Source organism: Corynebacterium appendicis CIP 107643 (genome assembly GCF_030408415.1).
Classification (GTDB): domain Bacteria; phylum Actinomycetota; class Actinomycetes; order Mycobacteriales; family Mycobacteriaceae; genus Corynebacterium; species Corynebacterium appendicis.
On record NZ_CP046976.1, the window covers coordinates 2027793 to 2045669 of the forward strand.

Sequence of the window (17877 nt, forward strand, 5' to 3'; positions counted from 1 at the left end):
TAGTGCGCTATTCTGGGGCAATGACGCGGGCACAGCGGGCGGAGCGAGCGAAGCGGCGGGAGAAGGCAGCCACCCAGGCCGTCGTTGCCGCCGCCGAACCAGCCGACCGCAAGGCCGTCAAACTTCCCCGCTTCACCCCGCGGAAGTCGAAGGCTCGCCCGGACGACCTGGTGGCGCACGAGGACGCATGGCTGGACCAGCTGGAGGAGACGCCGCGGCGGAAGGGGCTGCACGGCATCAGGACCCGCCTGGGGGAGTACATGGGCGGCACAGGTCGTTGGGTGGGGGATGCGTGGGGGTTTGTGAGTTCGACCGTCGGCAAGCTTTTGCTGATGTTGCTGATGGTGACGTTGTTCATGGTCGCGGGCGCGTGGGCGGCGTCGCAGGCGAGCGCGAACCGTGAGTCGGGGCTGCAGACGCTGCTGAATGCGACGGAGCCGATGAGCAATTCGGCGCACACGCTGTTCACGTCGATGAGCCAGGCGGACGCGTTGGCGACAACGTCGTTCGTGCAGCCCGGTCTGCAGACGGCGGAGTCGCATCAGGAATACCTGGACGCGATCGACAGCGCGGTGGTCGCGGCGGACGAGGTGCTGCGCGGCAGCGTGGTCACGCGCGCGGACGACACGGACTCGGTGCAGGACCTAGTGCGCGAGATTCAGCGCCTCATCCCGCAGTACACGGGCTTAATGGAGCGCGCGCAGGCGAATCAGCGCGTGGGCAACCCGCTGGGCGTGGCGTACATGACACAGGCGAGTTCGCTGATGCACGAGACGATGTTGCTGAAGGCTCAGGTCATCCTCGATACCACGCGCGAGCAGGTGGAGGACGAGATGAACCGTCTCACCCGCGCGCAGCTGGTTCCGCTCTCGGGGCTGCTCGCCGCGCTCCTCGTGCTGGGTGGCGCGCAGTACGCGTTGTGGCGCATGTTCCGCCGCCGCCTGAACAAGGGTTTCCTCGCGGCGACAGCGCTCACGCTCGTCGCGATGGTGTGGCTGGGCGCGTCGAATATCGCGGCGTGGGACGCGGGCCGCCACGAGTTCGCGGGCACCGCGGGCCCGTACGAGCAGCTCACAAACGCGCGGACGCAGGCGCAGGAGATGCGCACCGCGGAGACGATCACGCTGCTCACGCGCAATACGCAGCGCACGACAATGTCGATGAACGACACCTCGGCCGAGGTCGCGAACGCGCTCGACGCGGTGTCCGCCGTGACGAACGCGGACGAGATCATCACCGCCCGCAACGCGCTCGCGGATTGGCGCCTCACCCACACGTCCATGATGAACGCGCTGAACAGCGGCGACTACGACCGCGCAGTCGAGCTCTCCGCGGACAGCGAGGAGCCGACGACAGCGACCGCGTTCTCGCTTCTCGACGACTCCCTCGGCGAGCTCATCGGCACCGCCCGCTACGCCCAACGCGCGCACATCAACGACGCGCTCGGCACCACCCGCGGCATGTCCACGGGCCTTCTGGTCCTCATGCTCGCCGCCATCGTGTGCGCATTCATCGGCGCCCGCCCCCGGATTCAGGAGTACGTGTGATGGCACGCATCGCTTATCGACGCCCACCCCTCCCCCACCCCGCCGCTTCCCTCACCGCAGCTCTCGCCGCCGTGGCTCTCACGCTTTCCTCCTGCGCGCCCACCCCTCCCCCGCCGCAGGAGCAGGCCAGCAACGACACCACCCACGACGAGCTGTTCCCTCCCGGCGCGCAGCTCGACGAGCCCGGTGAAGAGCCCAGCGAGACCGCCGAGCCCGCCGACTGGGAAGGCTCGCTGCGCCCGGACGACACAACACCGGAGGAACGGATCCCGGAGATCCACAAGCGCGGCCGCATCATCATCGGTGTGGACCAGTCCCAGTACCTGCTGAGCTTCCGCGACAACGCCACCGGCGAGCTCAAAGGCTTCGAGATTGACCTTGCCCGGGAGATTTCAAGAGACATTTTCGGCGACCCGGACAAGGTCGACTTCCGCTTCATCGACTCCACCATGCGCACGGAGGCGATCGTGTCGGGCCAGGTGGATATCGTGGTGCGCACCATGTCGATCACCAAGAAGCGCCTGGAGGCGATCGATTTCTCCGCCCCCTACCTCGATTCCAGCGTGCGAATGCTCGTCCCGTCTGCCTCCGGCATCGAGTCCACCGGCGACATCACCGACGCGCGCATCTGCGTCGCCGACGGTTCCAATGTCGTCGACATGGCCCGCCGCACCTTCCCCGACCAGGAGATCCTGCGCACCCGCACCTGGACCGACTGCCTGATGGCCATGCAGCAGTTCCAGACCGGTGCCATCCTCGGCGACGAGACCATTCTCGCCGGCGCCGCCGCCCAGGACCCGCTGACCACCGTCACCGGCGAGGCGGTGGCGGACCAGCAGTACTCCGTCGGCATTCCCAAGGGCAATGACGGCCTGACCCGCCAGGTCAACTCCACCCTCGAGCGCATCCGCGGCGACGGCACGTGGGACGCCATGTTCGACAAGTGGCTCAGCCCGCATATCGGCGCCCGCTCCGCCCCCGCCCTCAAATACCGCCCCGACGAGCCCGACGCCGGCAACCCCGACAGCGCGGAAGGAGATTAAGCCATGGCCGACCGTCAGTCCGACCGCACCCCCGACGAGCAGGACCTCCCATGCGACCGCGACGACCTGCACGACCCGGAGCCGACCCAGGCCGTCGCCTTCGACCCGTTCGCGGAAGACGAAGAAGACGAGACCGCCGGCGAGACCGCCAACGAGAACAGCACCGACGACGACTGGCTCTCCTGGTACGACCACGGCGACATCGACCAGGTGACCGAGCACGCCCGGCCGAAAGAGCCTGAAAAGGCGGAAGAATCCGCCCCAGCAGAAGAGCCGCAGGCGACGCAGGCGGTCGCGTTCGACCCGTTCGCGGACGACGAGGACGGCGAAGACGAAGGCGAAGCCACCAGCGCAGACGCAGACGACGCCGGCGGCCCCCAGGCGACGGAGGCGGTGGCTTTCGACCCGTTCGCGGACGAGGACGACGAAGAGATCACGGACAGCACCCACGTGCCGGAATTGGACGAGGCGGATCTGTACGGCAGCGCGGGCGAGTACGCGGGCCTCTTGAAAGACCTGGGTGAACTGCGTGCCGGCCAGGTGCAAAGAGCGCAGGCGGCGCACGCGGAGAAGGAAGCGAACGAGCGGGCGCAGCAGGAAGCGCTGGCACGGGCACAGGCCAGCACGAGTGAACGGGCGCGCAGGCAGGCGCTGGACACATTCCGCGAACTGCGCGGCGTCAAGCGTGCGACGCGCACGGTGGCCGACGGCATGGTGGAGCTGCCGTGGGTCGCACCGGTGGAGCCGAATGAGGCGATCAAAGATCCGACGAACGCGATCGTCAACAAGAAGATCCCGGCGCCGCAGCTGCAGCAGGGCGATGTCGTCGCAGGCCAGTACCGGATCCTGGGCGTGATCGCGCATGGCGGCATGGGCTGGCTCTACCTGGCGCAGGACGATTTCGTGGCGGGCCGCCACGTGGTGCTCAAAGGCATGCAATCGGAGAAGAGCGAGGACGAGGCGGCTGCCGCGGCGGCGGAGCGCGAATTCCTGGCGGACATCACGCACCCCGGCATCGTGAAGATCTTCAACTTCATCGACGACCCCAGGGTTGACGGGGGATTCATTGTGATGGAGTTCGTGGGTGGGCCGTCGTTACGCGAACGAAAAAATGAGCAAGAAACGCACCTTCTTCCCATCGAGCAGGCGATCGCGTACATCCTGGAGGTGCTTCCCGCGCTGGGATACCTGCATAGTCGCGGCGTGGTGTACAACGACCTCAAACCCGACAACATCATTGTCACGGAAGACCAGGTCAAGCTCATCGACCTCGGCGCGGTCAGCGGCATCGGCGCGTACGGCTTCATCTACGGCACGAAGGGCTACCAGGCGCCGGAGGTCGCGCGCGAGGGTCCGAGCATCGCCAGCGACATCTACACCGTCGGGCGCACGCTCGCCGCGCTCATCCTCGAGCTGCCGAAGGAGGGCGGCGCGTACTCGCACACGCTGCCCACGCCGAGCGACTCGCCGACGCTGCGCCGCTATATCTCGCTGTACCGTCTGCTCGCGCGGTGCTGTAATCCGGACCCGCGGCAGCGTTTCCGCAGCGTGGAAGAGCTCGAGGGACAGCTGCTCGGCGTCCTGCGCGAAATCATTGCGCTGCGCGACGGCATCAACCACCCCGCGCAGCATTCGCTGTTCTCGCCGCAACGTACGACATTCGGCACAAAGCACCTCGTCTTCCGCACCGATCAGCTTATCGACGGCATCGACCGCACCGTCGAAATCACCCCCTCCGAAGTGGTGTCCGCGCTGCCCACTCCCCTCATCGATCGCTCCGATGTCGGCGCGGGACTGCTCTCCGGCACCTCCTACGCCGAGCCCCAGGAGACCCTGGAAGCTCTGCGCCAGGCCTTCAAGGCCACCGAATACGCCCACTCCGCCGAAATCCCCTTCGCCGTTGCCCGCGCCATGCTCGACCTCGGCCTGACCACGCAGGCGCAGCACTGGCTCAGCCAGCTCGACGGTCCGCTGCGTTCCGACTGGCGCTACCACTGGTACCAGGGGCTCACCGAGCTCATCCACGGCGATTTCGCCTCCGCGCAGCGCGACTTCTCCGCCGTCCTCGACATCGTCCCCGGCGAGGCCGCACCCAAGCTCGCGCTCGCCGCCGTCGACGAGCTTCTCCTCCAGCAATCAGGACTACAACAACAAAAGCTTATCGATGACACCCTCGCCCGCCATCTCTCCTCCATCCGCACCGACCTGGGTGAATTGCCCAACTCCTATTTCCGGTCCCAGGAGAAAGCCGGCGTGATCTCGCCCAAGTGGTCTCACGTGACCGACCATCCGGCAACACTCCGGCTCAATGCGATGCGCCTCTACGCCCTCGTGTGGGCCGCCAACCCCACCACGGTCTCGTCCGCCTTCGGCCTGGCCCGCCAGCTCATGTACGAAGGCGAAGTCGAGATGGCCGTCGCCGCCCTGGACAAGGTGCCGCAGCAGTCCCGCCACCACCGCATGGCAAAACTGACCTCGATCCTCTACCTGGTCAGCGACGCGCTCACCGAGTCCCGCATCCGCCGCGCCGCACGCCGCCTCGAGGAGATCCCCACCAACGAGCCCCGGCTGCTCCAGATCAAGGTCGCCGTCCTCCGCGCCGGCCTGACATTCCTCCGCGACTCCGGCGCCTCCGCCGCCACCGCGAAGACCCAGCTCTTCGAGTACGACTTCACCATCAAGGACCTCCGCCGTGGCCTGGCCATCACCCTGCGCGAACAAGCCCGCCGGGCCCCGTTCGCCCGCCACCGCTACGCGCTGGTGGACACCGCGAACAAAGTCCGCCCCGCGACCTGGTTCTAGCGGCTGCGGGGCGCGCCTACGGGGCAGGCCTACGGCCACTCGCATCAACTGTCCTGGATCAGTTGACCTGCATGTAGTGACCTGCATGAACTGAGTGGCCCGCCGGTTTTTTCGCCGAAAGCAGCCACCGCACTCGGTTCATGCCGAAAAGTCCATGCAAGTCAGCCCATGCCGTTGAGTTCATGCGGGCTCCGAGCAACGCGACCACGGTGAAAACGCGAAACCCGGCCCCAGCAGTGCTGGAACCGGGCTGACTAGCGCGGGCGGCGTCCGCGGCGGGCTCTGAGAGGAGAGGCGCTTAGAGCGACTCTGCGATCGCGGCGGACTTCTGCGCGATGGCAAGTTCCTCGTTCGTCGGGACGACGAGGACCTTGGTGGCGGAGTCCTCGGTGGAGATGATGCGGGGGCCGGAACCGTTCTGGTTCTTCTCCTCGTCGATCTTGATGCCGAAGTTCTCCAGGTCGGCCAGGGAGTTGGTGCGGACGGTGGCGTCGTTCTCGCCGACACCGGCGGTGAACGTGATGGTGTCCACGCGGCCCAGGGTGATCATGTAGGCGCCGATGTAGCGGCGGAGGCGGTGAATGTAGACGTCGTAAGCCAGCTTGGCCTTCTCGTCGCCTTCCTCCATCTTCTCGTGCAGGACACGGAAGTCGTTGACGCCGGACAGGCCCTTCACACCGGAGTGGCGGTTGAGCAGGTCGTCGATGGCGTCGATGTCCATGCCGGCGGTGCGGTAAAGGTGGAAGATCACGCCCGGGTCGATGTCACCCGAGCGGGTGCCCATGACCAGGCCCTCGAGTGGGGTGAGACCCATGGTGGTGTCCTGTGCCTGGCCGCCACGGATGGCGGAGACGGAGGCGCCGTTTCCGAGGTGGAGGACGATCTGGTTGAGCTCCTCGACGGACTGGCCGAGGTGGTCGGCGACCTCGCGGGCAATGAACTCGTGGGAGGTGCCGTGGAAGCCGTAGCGGCGGATCTGGTGCTGTTGGGCGACGTCCAGGTCGATGGCATAGTTCGCGGAGGCTGCCGGCAGGTCGGTGAAGAAGCCGGTGTCGAACACAGCCACGTGCGGGACGTTCGGCAGCAGGTCGCGGGCGACCTCAATGCCGTCGACGTTCGCGGTGTTGTGCAGCGGCGCAAGGGGGACGAGTTCGCGGATCTGCTCGACCACCTCGTCGTCAACAAGCACAGGCGCGCTGAAGGTCTTGCCGCCGTGGACGACGCGGTGGCCGCAGGCGATGATGTCCACCGCGGTCGGGCCGGCGCCGTTGGCGTCCAGCATGGCGATGGCCAGCATCAGGCCGCCGCGATGGTCGCGGATCGGCATATTCGACTCGACGTGGCGGCCCTCAATCTTGATGGAGATGCGGCCGTTCGGCTCGCCGATGCGCTCGACCAGGCCGGTCACGAACGGGCGGTCGGAGGCGGATGCGGTGGGGTCGACGATCTGGAATTTGATCGACGAGGAACCGGAGTTGAGGACGAGTGCGTAGGCCATTAGTGAGCTCCTTGCGCCTGGATAGCAGTGATAGCGACGGTGTTGACGATGTCCGGGACAGTCGCGCCGCGGGACAGGTCATTGACCGGCTTGTTCAGGCCCTGCAGGACGGGGCCGATGGCGAGCGCGCCGCCGGTGCGCTGCGCGATCTTGTAGCCGGCGTTGCCGGCCTCGAGGTCCGGGAAGACGAAGACGTTCGCCTGGCCGGCCACCGGGGAATCCGGGGCCTTCTTCTTGCCCACGCCGGGGTCGGCGGCGGCGTCGAACTGCAGCGGGCCATCGATAGCCGTGTCCGGGGCAAGCTCCTTGGCCTTGGCGGTCGCCTCGACAGCGCGCTCCACGTCCGGGCCGGAGCCGGAGGAACCGGTGGAGTAGGACAGGATGGCCACCTTCGGGTCGATGCCGAACTGCGCCGCGGTCTTCGCGGACACGGCGGCAATCTCACCGATCTGCTCGGCAGTCGGGTTCGGGTTCACGGCGCAGTCGCCGAACGCCCACAGGCGGTCGCGCATGACCATCAGGAACACGGACGACACAACGGATGCGCCCGGCGCGGTCTTGATGATCTGGAACGACGGCTTGATGGTGTGCGCCGTGGTGTTCGCCGCACCGGAGACCATTCCGTCAGCGAGGCCCTTGTGGACCATCATGGTGGCGAAGTAGGAGATGTCCTTCATCGTCTCGCGCGCTTCGGAGACGGTGACGCCCTTCTTCTTGCGCAGCTCAGCGAATTCTTCCGCAAACTCGTCGAGCAGCTCGGAATTCAGGTGGTCGATGATGTTCGCGCCCGACAGGTTCAGGCCCTTTTCGTCGGCGCGGCGCGCAATATCGTCGCTGACACCGAGGATGGTCAGGTCTGCCACGTCCTGCTTGAGCAGCTGGTGAGCGGCCTCCAGGATGCGGTCGTCCTCGCCCTCCGGCAGGACGATGTGCGCGCGCTTCTCCTTCGCGCGCGGGATCAGCCAGTTCTCGAACACAGCGGGGGACATGACCTGCCGCGCGCCCGCGCCGAGTGCGGCGTCGAGAGCAGAAGCATCGAGCTTATCGACGCCTCGTGCTTCCGCCCCCAGCTCCCCCACCCGAGCCAGAGCGAGCTCTGCCGCCGGGCTTTCAGCTGCGCCGTCTGCGGTGAGCAGCAGCACCGGGACACCGAGCGCCGCGGCGACCTCCGCGTCGAAGGTGTAGTCGCCGGTGCCGATGATCAGGCTGTCACCGTCAGCGAGCAGGTCCGCCGACACGATTGCGGAAAGATCGCGCTCCTGGTCGCTCAAATTCACGACCTTCAGGTTCTTCTCCCCCGCTAGCGCCTCGATGTCACCCCCCTCGAGTGCGCGGCCTAGCGCCGTGATGAGAACGGACCTGTTTGCAGCCATCTAGAAACAACCTTTCCGGGCATTCGCCCTTGGCTTCACGGTGTATTCGCGCCTTGCACGCGATGTGTGCGCGTCTCGCGCAGCTGATCGACGCGCTCACCTGCGCGCGCTGTCCAGCTTTTTTCAAGTGTAGTCCCCGCCCAGGACACACGCAGGTGGCGTTGGCTACACCGCCGATGGGCATCAATCTCTCCCCACCCCGCACACCGGCTAAACCAAGCAGTCCGAATCGAAAAGACCGCTTTGTCTAGAATTGTTTGGCTCATGCCCTATACTGGCGCTACAAATAACAGCAAGAACCATCCGCAGGATGCCCTGCGTGAGACAACACCGACAGCACAAAGGACAGTTTCGACCTCTATGAGTACTCCCACTTCCGACAACACCCTCCGCGTCGCCGTCGTCGGCTCCGGCCCCGCCGGCATCTACGCCTCCGACCTCTTGGTCAAGTCCGATGTGGACGTGCACGTGGACCTCTTCGAGCGCATGCCCGCCCCCTTCGGCCTGATCCGCTACGGCGTGGCACCGGACCACCCGCGCATCAAGGGCATTGTGAAGTCCCTGCACAACGTGCTGGACAAGCCGGAGATCCGCCTGCTGGCCAACGTGAACGTGGGCGAGGACGTGACTGTCGAAGAGCTGCAGGAGTACTACGACGCCGTCATCTTCGCCACCGGCGCGACCGCCGACCGCGACCTGAATGTCCCAGGTGCGGAGCTCGACGGCCACTACGGTGCCGGCCAGTTCGTCGGCTTCTACGACGGCAACCCGAACTTCACCCGCGACTGGGATCTCACCGCTGAGAAGGTCGCCATCGTCGGCGTCGGCAACGTCGCGCTCGACATCGCCCGCGTGCTGGCCAAGACCGCCGACGAGCTCAAGGTCACGGAGATCCCGGACAACGTCTACGACAACCTGAACGCGTCCGCTGCGAAGGAGATCCACGTCTTCGGCCGCCGCGGCCCCGCCCAGGCCAAGTTCAGCCCTCTCGAACTGAAGGAGCTGGACCACTCCGACAGCATCGAGGTCATCGTCGACCCGGAGGATATCGACTACGACGAGGCGTCGGAGGCGGCTCGTCGAGAAGCGAAAAGCGTCGACCTTGTGTGCCAGACCCTGGAAGGCTACGCGATGCGCGACCCGAAGGGCGCCCCGCACAAGCTGTTCATCCACTTCTTTGAGTCCCCCGTGGAGATCATCGGCGAGGACAGCAAGGTCAGCGGCTTTGTCACTGAGCGCACCGAACTCGACGGCAACGGCGGCGTGACTGCCACCGGCGAGACCACCACCTGGGACGTCCAGGCCGTCTACCGCGCCGTCGGCTACCGCTCCGACGCCGTCAACGGCGTGCCTTTCGACGACCACCGCGCCGTCATCCCCAACGACGAAGGCCACGTCCTCACCGAATTCGGCGGCGACATCATCCCCGGCCTGTACACCACCGGCTGGATCAAGCGCGGCCCCGTCGGCCTGATCGGCAACACCAAGTCCGACGCCAAGGACACCACCACCATGCTTCTCGACGACTACCGCAACGGCACCCTCACCCCCACCGAACACCGCGACGACCAGGCCATCCTCGACCACCTCAAGGACAAGGGTGTCAAGGTGACCACCTGGGAAGGCTGGCACAACCTCGACGCCGCCGAGCGCGCCCTCGGCGAGGCCGAAGGCCGCGAGCGCAAGAAGATCGTCGAGTGGGACGACATGGTCAACGCCTCCCACCCCGAGTACTCAATCTAGGGGCACAGCTCGAAGACGTTGGAAGGCGGTCATGGACCCGCCTTCCAACGTTGCTCGCTCCTATCTAGATACGCCAGCCTCAATAGGAACGTGCTTAGTTGGTGAAGCCGACTCCCTTACGCCAGTTCAGCATCACTGTGGAACGGACCGCAGATGCGGGGTCGGTGATGTTGTCCGCGCGGATCCACGTCATGTCCACATCGTCCGGTCGGATCGTCGCGACACAGTAGCCGTGAGCATCCCAGTCGACGTGGCGTAGCTGCGGATTGGAGTTGTGCAAGTAGTTGTAGGCGATTCCGTTCAAGGTCGGGTGCGGTCCGACCGCATGGCCGAGAATATCTCCCACACCAGTGGCGGAGATCGAGGCGCAGACCATCTCGCAGCCCAGCGGCTTGTCTCCATCGTAGACCGTGTGCGCCCATTCGGAGTGGATATCGCCGGTCAGAAACAGCGGGGTGACGCCGGCTTCAGCCATGTCGACAATGAGCTGCTTTCGCTCCATCAGGTATCCGTCCCACTGGTCAGAGTTGACCAGGAAACCATACTCGGCCACATCTGTGAAGAGCTGAACATTGTCGCCGAGGTTCTCCACCATGGCATCGAGCACCGGCTTGACATTCGGGTCGTTGCGCAAGGCACCGACCGCCAGCGGGGAGAACATCACGGAGTTACCCAAGACGTTCCACTTAGTCTTCGAGCCCCGCAGAGTGTTGACCAGCCACTGGTACTGTTCGTCACCGAGCATGCTGCGTGGTGCGCTCGGCGAAAGCGCGCCACTGATGCGTCCCACCTTGTCGCGGTAAGTGCGCAGATCCATCATAGTCAGCTCAACGAGATCGCCGAAGGTGAAGCTTCGGTAGAGCTTGCCGCCCTCTCCCAGCGCCTTAGAGCGGATAGGCATCCACTCGATGTAGGCCTGCGATGCAGCCGCACGGCGGGCGCGGTAGCTACCTTCGGTGAATTCTGTGTGGTTCTGCGCGCCGGTGTCGTAGTTGTCGTTGGCCACCTCGTGGTCGTCCCACACAGCGACCCACGGCAAGGCGGCGTGAGCCGCCTGGAGATCGAGATCCGTACGAGCCTGGCCATAGCGGATACGGTAATCCTCGAGGTTGAGAATCTCGTGCGGGGGCTGGTATAAGCGAACAGACGGGATCGCCTTGCTGGCGCGCTGTTCGTACTCGTAGATGTAATCGCCGAGGCACACTGCCAAATCGAGTTCGTCGCGACGACCCCGCTCAGCCATGTCGCGGTACGGGGTATAGAACCCTGCCTCCCAGTTTGCGCACGAAAAGCTAGCGACCTTAAAGGACTCGACGTGAGCGTCGTTAGCTGGCGCGGTCTTCGTGCGGCCGACCGGCGAGTGAGCGCCGGCGTGCGGGCCACCCTCAATAATGAACCGGTAATAGTAGACGGAGGCGGGAGCGAGCCCCTTCACGTCAATGTGCAACGTGTGGTCCGAAGAGCGGGATGTTCGAGCCGTACCGGAAGCGACGACCGAATCGAAGGACTCGTTCGGGCTCACCTCCCAACGGACATCGGTGGCCTCGCCGGTGCCCGATCCCGGACGGGCGTTCTCATCGGGGGTGACGCGAGTCCACAGGATGACCGAGTCCGGCAGAGGGTCGCCCGATGCGACACCGTGACAAAACGGCAGCGGCTGCGGAGCCGGCTCGAGCGGAGCTGGTTTGTTGAAGTAGCCCCACGAACTCTGCGCGGATGCCGGCGCGACACTCGTCACAGCTGCGGAAGCTGCAATGGCGGCCGCACCGCCTTTGAGAAAGTTACGGCGGGTACTACGGATAGCTTTCGGTTCGGTGGATGGGGTCTGGTTCTGGCTTGTGTCCGACATAACTCCATCGTTCCACTTTCGGTCACCTCTGTTGGGCGGGAGGTGGCATGAACAAGTACCTCTTAAAGATGAATTCACTTCAATTTCAGACAGACCATATGAGTGCGCATCTAAATTTTTCGTCGTCAAGAACCGCCGCCCTTTAAGAAAGTCAAAATGGGTGTTCAGCGCCATATTTACGTCGCCTTCTCCTTATGTTCACCTAGTCTTCTCCCAGCTTCTATTGCAACTATTTAAAGGCGCTAATAACTTAATTTTCATGACCAAGAACTCCCGCGTTGTTAGCGCAGCTGCAGCAGCAATGCTCAGCCTTGCCACTATCTCCCCGTCCGTCGCTGTTGCCCAGCCGCTTGAGGCACTGAACTTCCAGCTTCCAGAAGGCGCATCACTCACCGCTCCTCAGCTAAAAAGCCCGGTCACTGGCTCCAGCACCGGTGGAGTCCCGGCACAGCACGCGGGCGCGCCAGTCCCCACTCCCTTCAGCCCCGACTACCTCGCCGGCTACATCTCCGATGTCTCCCCGTACTACGGCGGTATCTACTACCAGGTCAACCAGCTCTTCCCGTCTGTTCGCCGGAACCACCCGGAGATCATGCAGAAGAATCTCGACACCGCCGTTCAGATCAACAACTACGCCTCTCCGGAGCGCATCGCCGATGCACAGGTCGACGCTCTCGCAGCTTCCGATAATCTCGTTGAAACCCTTTCTCCGGCCCTGGGCCAGGAATTCGGCAAGGCCGTCCGCGACGCACTGGAGGAAAACCGCCTTCCGAAGACCCAGTACCTGCTCGGCAACGGCTTCCTCGCCCGTGCAGGCGGAATCGCCAGCTCGACCGGCATCGAGAAGATTCTCTTCAACCAGGATCGCCCGTTCGTCGTCGCCCCTGACCGGATCAAGGAATACAATCTCTACGAAGACGACCTGTACGGTGAGAGCCCGGCATTCCCATCCGGCCACGCCAACCAGGCGACCTGGGTCACTTCGCTCCTCGCCTACATGGTTCCCGAAGTCGCTCCGCAGCTCCACTACCGCGGTGCACTCGCAGGCAACAGCCGCATCGTTCTCGGCGTGCACTACCCGCTCGACGTGATCGGTGGTCGCATGTCCGGCCAGGCAGCAGCCGCTGACCGCCTCAACGACCCGAAGATGCGTAACGCCATCGACCAGGCCGCCGCCGAACTTCGTGCCGAGGTCGAGTGGCGCACCGGCAAGTCCATTCCGGAACTCGTCGCCACCGACACCCCGTTCATCTCCACCCAGGAGGCCGTCAAGCAGTACACCGAGTGGATGAACTACGGCTTCGACACTATCTACGACCCGAATGCCGCTATGATCGTTCCGCAATCCGCACCGGTACTGATCTCGAACTCCTACCCGGGATCTGACTACGGAAAGCGCGCAGGCGTGCTGCACACCACTGCCGGAAAGGCCGGCAATCCGCTCGATTGGCAGGGCGAGGGTGGCTCTTGGCAGCGACTGAACCTGGCCAAGGCGACTGCCGAAGCCGGCACCATCAACCCGAACGGCAGCCTCAAGCTCAAATAGCCTGACCAATTCCAAATCCTCCCTGACGCACTACAGCGTCTGGGAGGATTTTGCTTTTGCAATCGTACGGTCGGTATGGATGTCTCGTATCTCAGGTGCTTAGCGATGGATCTCAATCACGCTCGGCAAGAATATTGCAGGTGAGTTCCCACCCCACAATTCCGCTTAATGGGACATCTCGGCAGCTAGATCCACACGGTAACTCTGAGCGAACCCCAGTGTGATATGAACTGTTCCCATTAGGTCGGGTGAGAAGTCAGCACTGGACACAGATGCATTTCTCCCCAGTCGCGGACCTGCTCGACCGTGCGGTTTTTTCTCCCCGTGCCCACATCGCTGACATCGGTGTTGACCTCAGCGGCGATAACAGAAGCGGTCACGACCGGGTACATGAGTAAATCATGAAAAAGTACTTCGAACGGCGGTACACAGCGACCACCTCCAGGAACGAGTCAAGGGCCTGAACCCGATGCAATATCGGGATCAGACCCTTTAACCCCTAACGGCTTCGACCTGAACCAGTCCAGATTTCGGAGGCTAGTTCGCCTAGTCTCCGGGGGCTTCAGCTTGACGGTTCAGCCCGACCGGCAACTCTTACGAGTCGAGCAGCGCGGTAGCGTTCTTCAGTGCGCGGTCGCGGTTCGGGCGCGGGCGCTCAACAATCTGCGGGGCAGCAGCCTTCGGAATAGCGACGCGGAGGAGGGCCGGATCGGTGCGGCCGCTCAGGTCGTCGATGAACTTCAGGAAGTCGCCAAAGCCGCCGCGGTTGAGCACGCGTGCGTTGGTCCACTTGGTGCCATCCTCGCGGGTGCCAGACTCGTACCGAACGTGGGTGGCCAGGGCCGCAACGGTACCGATGACTGCACCGATGAGTGCCGGGACGAGAGCCACAGCGACGCCGAGGAGAGCACCGATGATGACACCCAAGACCGCCCCGTAAATCGCACCAAAAAGAACGCCGATTGGAATGGCGATCAGCGGAGCGATGATTGCGACCAAGATGGCGATCGGGATGAGCAGGAAGTTGAATGCCGATGCTGCGAGTGCAGCCACGGTGATCAGGATCGAGCTCACCACACCGACCGCGAGTCCAGCTGCAGCACCCAGAGCCACACCCAGCAGGGCGAAAGCGATGACCGGCAACGGGAGAGTCAGCGGCAGGAAGACAGCGCCTGCGAGGGCTCCGGCGATTGCGCCGCGGGCGATCATGGCCAACAGGTTGCGCCCGTCGATGAACGCGATCATATAGAGGATGTTGTTGAAGCGGTTGGCCAAGTCCGCGAACGCGATACCGGTCGGCGTGGAGCCATAGAAGATCTCTCCCAGCATGTCCAATGCGCCCTTCAGCAGGGAACGCTCCCAGCCAGTGAAAGCGGCATGAGTGAGGCGGCTTCCGATGATGTCGACAAGCAGCTGGAGCTGCTCGGAAAGAACCTCTGCGGCAATCGACGGGCTGTCTTCAAAGAGCGAGCTAGCGGCACCCGACAGCGCGTTAGTGAAGATCGAACCGGTTGCAATCAGAATCACTGGAACGAGCACGGGAACGAGAATCGGCAGAGCGAGTGCGATCGTCATGCCCAACAGGCCAGCGCCGATGATGAACGGCAGGGTCGGGAAAAGACCCAAGGTGAGCAGCTCAGCCACGATCGACAGCGGCAGAGCAAGAAGCGCAGCACCCAATGCAGCGAAGGGGGCCAAAACCAGAGCGACCGGAATCAGCAGCGGTGCAACGGCGATCGGGATTAGCAGGGCCTTTGCGATCTCCTTCGCGAAGTTCTTGGCGAACTCCTTCGCAAACTCCTTCAACAACTCCTTGCCAGTCTCTTTGCCGACCTTCTCAATGTCTTTCTCGAGCGCGCTCATCACGTCGCGGCCGAGAACAGCAGTCATGACCTTGACGACGGCACCAACTGGGTTAAGTAGAATGCCGACCGGGCCGCCGGCGACCTCAATCAGGTCTGCCACACCGCGGGCCGGGTTCACCGTGAAGGTGTCGATGACAGCAGCCACGCCTGCAGCTGCACGGTCAGAGCCGCGGAGTGCAGGATCAATACGCAGAATGGACTCGTTGTTGCCCTGCCATGCGGCGAACTCCGGGGAAGCTAGGGTGTCCTGAATAGCGCCCTGAACGTCGGCGACGATCGCACCGCTTTGGATGCTGTTTGTGAGAACGTCTAGATCGAGATCAACAGCCGCACGGGTCGCCTCATTCGGCTCCTGATATGCAAGGAAGAACTGAGCCAGGGTGTTCCAGTCGTTCTCTGCATCCTTAGCGCGCAGGAAACGCGCCTCCAGGGATTGCACCGGGTACTCGCGCAGTGCGTTAGTGATTTGCTCAGCAGTCGGAGTCTGAACCGCGTACGGGGTGTAGACCGCACCGATCGGAGCCTCAGTGGCATCGTCGCCGCCAGCGCTGTTGGTGCGAAGCAGGTTAGACGGTGCGATACCCGCGATGGACTGGGTGAAGTCATTCATCGACTTCAGAGGCGAAAACGGTGCGGGCGCCTCAGTCGCCTGTCCGAGATCGGACAGAATCGTTTCGGGGTTCAGTTGGTCGATTTGTGCAGCGTCCGCAGCCGGAGCAAAAAGCAGAGCGCCGCTACCAATACCAAGGGAAGCGATGGCGTAACGACGCGCGCGGTCAGCCGACAGCGACGGTGTTGCGAGAGCAGATTGTGTCATGACGATTCCTGCCTGATAGATAATGATGGATATCTTAAGAAAACCGTAGAATTGCGGTCTTAGCAAATGATCAATTCGTTAATTAATCCAGGTAAACAGCAGTTCAATAGATTGAATAATGCTTAACCGTTCGTTAATTTCAACGCCATTTTTACGTATTCCATACGCAATACAGGGTTAGGCTTTGGCTGGGCGTGGCGGCTTGTTTCGCCTGTCGATCAACCCGATCGGCAGACATTCTCCAGGACCGACCGCGGTGACCCCGCGGTGCACGACGGCAGATTCGACGATGTCTTGGGCCAATTCCAAACCAGAGTCCTTCAACATGTCCCCATACGTGCTCACAGTCGCACGCAAGACCCACCGCGGTCCGTCCACTCCGATCACTTCGACTTGTTGGTTCGGGTACCGGGCACTGACTCCTATACCCCACGGAGTTTCACGAAGACTGAGCTCGGCATTGTCAGCGAGAAGTTGGAGATACGAATATTCCCAACCCGAACTTTGCCACAATTTCTCGGTACGGGGAGCGGCGAAGACGCTCAGCGAGATCCACGTCTCCTGGCCGGTGAAACCTTCAGGCACCAACACGTGCAGGACATCAGGCTCCGCATCGGAGCCCGTTGACTTCTCGTCCCCGCCTTTCACTAGATCCGTAGGTTTATCGCCCCGCTCCTCGCGGGAGGCGGGTTCATCTCCTTCGCCGGTGATGTCTTCTTCTACTTCCTCAAATACGGAAATGCCCTGGGGAGCATAAAAGGCCAGCGACGTGGTCCAAACGTGTAGCGAGTCAATCGCATGGCGGCGGCCGCGCGGCCGCTCCGGCCGATACTTAAGCTCTTCAAAGAAGTCGGGGCCCACTTGTGAGCTATCGAGAGGCCCAAAATCACGTTGAGAAGGTAGAGAAGAGGCGATCTCCTTAGCCCTAACTCGGATTTCGTCCGGGATCTGCAGAGACTCTTCCATGATCTTTTCCTTAAACCGAATCAGGCGAAATATCGCTTTGGAGGCATCAGTGATTACACAACTGCCGAAAGACTACTCGCCCCAAATGCCTTGAATGATGACGTATTGTATGGTTCATCAAGGTTCAACGTCACTATAGATGGGTACGGGTCGAATATGGACGAGAACGGCACTGCCAGCAAAAACGCTAACGATTATCTGACTCGAGTGCTCGGCGAGAATCACAACGACGTCCTTACCGTCTCGAACCGGCTTTCGCACGGCACCACGATCGCCTGCATCGAAAACAAGTTCCGCGATTTCGGTGGACCAGCAGCAGTCCGCTCAATCATTGAGGAGAATGTTGCGGCAGCCCGCCTCAAGCGCGCAGAGAAGACGGTGCCCGCCATCCTGCAGGAGTGGAGGCGCGCGAACTCTGACAACGAGGATGCCTCTGCCGATTTCTCTAGCCCATCGGGCGGTGGCCTCGCCGACATGCTGGGTTCACTGTTCGGCGGTTTTGATCCCGCCGGTACCGGCAGCCGAGACGCCTCCGAGAGCCTGTCCCAGATCCAAAAACTCCGCACTCTCCGCAGCGAGATCGACAATGCCTCGAACGATTACGAGCGCGACATCCGCCAGCGTGAGTACGACAAAGCTGCCAAAGCCTTCAACGACAACGCAATGAGAGACATTCGCGCCAAGGCCGAAGTAGGAGATGCCTGGGCAATTGCCGCCACCATCGTCTCCCTCGGGCCAAACGCCGTCAGCGAATACGACAGCACCGAGTACAAGGCCATCTATGACGCACTTCTGGGCACCCCCAACGAGTCCGTCCGGTAGAAAGCA

12 protein-coding genes are annotated in these 17877 nt (G+C 63.1%); 6 read left to right on the forward strand and 6 right to left on the reverse strand.

Translation table 11 applies throughout. The features are described 5' to 3' along the window. Positions 1-20: 20 nt before the first annotated feature. Genes CAPP_RS09985 through CAPP_RS09995 form a run of 3 tightly spaced genes read left to right on the forward strand, consistent with a single transcriptional unit; the run spans position 21 to position 5392 of the window. On the forward strand, positions 21-1547 hold the full coding sequence (locus CAPP_RS09985; RefSeq protein ID WP_084560550.1) for a GlnX family signal transduction membrane protein: 1527 nt from the start codon (positions 21-23) through the stop codon (positions 1545-1547). Then, positions 1547-2590: a glutamate ABC transporter substrate-binding protein gene (locus CAPP_RS09990; RefSeq protein ID WP_076599021.1), complete on the forward strand. Its 1044-nt coding sequence runs from the start codon at positions 1547-1549 to the stop codon at positions 2588-2590. The genes CAPP_RS09985 and CAPP_RS09990 overlap by 1 nt, the downstream gene beginning before the upstream one ends. 3 nt (positions 2591-2593) lie before the next feature. Then, positions 2594-5392 carry a serine/threonine protein kinase gene (locus CAPP_RS09995; RefSeq protein WP_084560551.1) on the forward strand — a complete coding sequence of 933 codons (2799 nt, stop codon included), beginning with the start codon at positions 2594-2596 and terminating at the stop codon, positions 5390-5392. A 298-nt stretch (positions 5393-5690) separates the two neighbouring features. Here CAPP_RS09995 and CAPP_RS10000 read toward each other — a convergent pair whose 3' ends face one another. Then, on the reverse strand, positions 5691-6890 hold the full coding sequence (locus CAPP_RS10000) for an acetate kinase (protein WP_076599022.1): 1200 nt from the start codon (positions 6888-6890) through the stop codon (positions 5691-5693). Then, a complete protein-coding gene (gene pta, locus CAPP_RS10005; RefSeq protein ID WP_076599023.1) occupies positions 6890-8263 on the reverse strand; it encodes a phosphate acetyltransferase in 1374 nt (457 codons plus the stop codon). Before pta ends, CAPP_RS10000 begins: the two co-directional genes overlap by 1 nt. 360 nt (positions 8264-8623) lie before the next feature. Here pta and CAPP_RS10010 point away from each other — a divergent pair, with 360 nt between their 5' ends. After that, entirely contained in the window at positions 8624-10006 is a 1383-nt protein-coding gene (locus CAPP_RS10010; RefSeq protein WP_076599024.1) for an FAD-dependent oxidoreductase, read from the forward strand. Positions 10007-10100: 94 nt separating this feature from the next. Here the strand turns inward: CAPP_RS10010 and CAPP_RS10015 are convergent, their stop codons facing one another. Further along, positions 10101-11855, reverse strand: a complete 1755-nt coding sequence (locus CAPP_RS10015) for an alkaline phosphatase D family protein (protein ID WP_076599025.1) — start codon at positions 11853-11855, stop codon at positions 10101-10103. A 259-nt stretch (positions 11856-12114) separates the two neighbouring features. Between CAPP_RS10015 and CAPP_RS10020 the strand changes: the two genes are divergently transcribed. Then, positions 12115-13401, forward strand: a complete 1287-nt coding sequence (locus CAPP_RS10020) for an acid phosphatase (protein ID WP_076599026.1) — start codon at positions 12115-12117, stop codon at positions 13399-13401. Between the two features lie 239 nt (positions 13402-13640). Here CAPP_RS10020 and CAPP_RS10025 read toward each other — a convergent pair whose 3' ends face one another. The 3 genes from CAPP_RS10025 to CAPP_RS10035 form a co-directional block, all read right to left on the reverse strand. Beyond that, the gene (locus CAPP_RS10025; protein WP_290172873.1) at positions 13641-13781 is read right to left on the reverse strand and encodes a hypothetical protein; all 141 of its coding nucleotides are present in this window, start codon (positions 13779-13781) and stop codon (positions 13641-13643) included. A gap of 214 nt (positions 13782-13995) precedes the next feature. Continuing rightward, entirely contained in the window at positions 13996-16083 is a 2088-nt protein-coding gene (locus tag CAPP_RS10030) for a hypothetical protein (RefSeq protein WP_076599027.1), read from the reverse strand. 177 nt (positions 16084-16260) lie between these two features. Next, on the reverse strand, positions 16261-17049 hold the full coding sequence (locus CAPP_RS10035) for a DUF3710 domain-containing protein (RefSeq protein ID WP_076599028.1): 789 nt from the start codon (positions 17047-17049) through the stop codon (positions 16261-16263). Positions 17050-17205: 156 nt separating this feature from the next. On the opposite strand from CAPP_RS10035, the gene CAPP_RS10040 reads away from it, so the two are divergent. Continuing rightward, positions 17206-17871 carry a hypothetical protein gene (locus CAPP_RS10040; protein ID WP_076599029.1) on the forward strand — a complete coding sequence of 222 codons (666 nt, stop codon included), beginning with the start codon at positions 17206-17208 and terminating at the stop codon, positions 17869-17871. Positions 17872-17877: the final 6 nt, after the last annotated feature.

What these genes read in the sequence shown, in the direction of transcription:
- CAPP_RS09985 (WP_084560550.1), top strand. Translation starts at nt 21, where the DNA reads ATGACGCGGGCACAGCGGGCGGAGCGAGCGAAGCGGCGGGAGAAGGCA.
- CAPP_RS09990 (WP_076599021.1), top strand. Translation starts at nt 1,547, where the DNA reads ATGGCACGCATCGCTTATCGACGCCCACCCCTCCCCCACCCCGCCGCT.
- CAPP_RS09995 (WP_084560551.1), top strand. Translation starts at nt 2,594, where the DNA reads ATGGCCGACCGTCAGTCCGACCGCACCCCCGACGAGCAGGACCTCCCA.
- CAPP_RS10000 (WP_076599022.1), bottom strand. Translation starts at nt 6,890, where the DNA reads ATGGCCTACGCACTCGTCCTCAACTCCGGTTCCTCGTCGATCAAATTC.
- pta (WP_076599023.1), bottom strand. Translation starts at nt 8,263, where the DNA reads ATGGCTGCAAACAGGTCCGTTCTCATCACGGCGCTAGGCCGCGCACTC.
- CAPP_RS10010 (WP_076599024.1), top strand. Translation starts at nt 8,624, where the DNA reads ATGAGTACTCCCACTTCCGACAACACCCTCCGCGTCGCCGTCGTCGGC.
- CAPP_RS10015 (WP_076599025.1), bottom strand. Translation starts at nt 11,855, where the DNA reads ATGTCGGACACAAGCCAGAACCAGACCCCATCCACCGAACCGAAAGCT.
- CAPP_RS10020 (WP_076599026.1), top strand. Translation starts at nt 12,115, where the DNA reads ATGACCAAGAACTCCCGCGTTGTTAGCGCAGCTGCAGCAGCAATGCTC.
- CAPP_RS10030 (WP_076599027.1), bottom strand. Translation starts at nt 16,083, where the DNA reads ATGACACAATCTGCTCTCGCAACACCGTCGCTGTCGGCTGACCGCGCG.
- CAPP_RS10035 (WP_076599028.1), bottom strand. Translation starts at nt 17,049, where the DNA reads ATGGAAGAGTCTCTGCAGATCCCGGACGAAATCCGAGTTAGGGCTAAG.
- CAPP_RS10040 (WP_076599029.1), top strand. Translation starts at nt 17,206, where the DNA reads ATGGACGAGAACGGCACTGCCAGCAAAAACGCTAACGATTATCTGACT.